Origin of the sequence: Methylobacterium sp. WL7, from assembly GCF_008040085.1 — a bacterium.
GTDB lineage: Bacteria > Pseudomonadota > Alphaproteobacteria > Rhizobiales > Beijerinckiaceae > Methylobacterium > Methylobacterium mesophilicum.
Map to the genome: position 1 here is coordinate 1 of NZ_VRVG01000362.1, position 580 is coordinate 580.

Genomic DNA, 580 nt, shown 5'->3' on the forward strand with positions numbered 1-580 from the left:
TCGTTGGCTGGGGCTGGTACTACCTGTCGACGGTCCTGGACGACTTCTCACGCTACATCGTCGCCTGGAAGCTGTGCACGACGATGCAGGCCAGCGACGTCACCGCCACGCTCGACCTGGCGCTGGGGGCCGCTGGGCTCGATCAGGCGCGGGTGATGCCGCGGCCACGCCTGCTCTCCGACAACGGGCCGAGCTACGTCGCCAGCGACCTGGCTGACTGGCTCGGCATTCGGGGCATGACCCACATCCGCGGCGCGCCATGCCATCCTCAAACGCAGGGTAAGATCGAGCGTTGGCATCAGACGCTCAAAAACCGCATCCTGCTCGAACACGCCTACTTGCCCGGCGAGCTGGAGGCGCAGGTTGCCGACTTCGTCGAACACTACAACCATGCCCGAGCCCATGAGAGCCTGAGCAACCTCACGCCCGCTGACGTCTACTTCGGACGCGGCGAAGGGATCCTGACCGAGCGGGAACGCATCAAGCGCCAGACCCTGATGGATCGCCGCTTGCGCCATCACGCGCAGGCCGCCTAACCTCCTACCCCAGATGGACCAGAGCCTCTGTCCCTGAACACCGC

The 580-nt window shown here is 65.5% G+C and carries 1 protein-coding gene; it reads left to right on the forward strand.

What is annotated here, in order from left to right:
- The coding region (locus FV233_RS29795; protein WP_147899668.1) for a DDE-type integrase/transposase/recombinase at nt 1-536 on the forward strand (536 nt) is incomplete at its 5' end.
- Between the last annotated feature and the right edge of the window lie 44 nt (nt 537-580).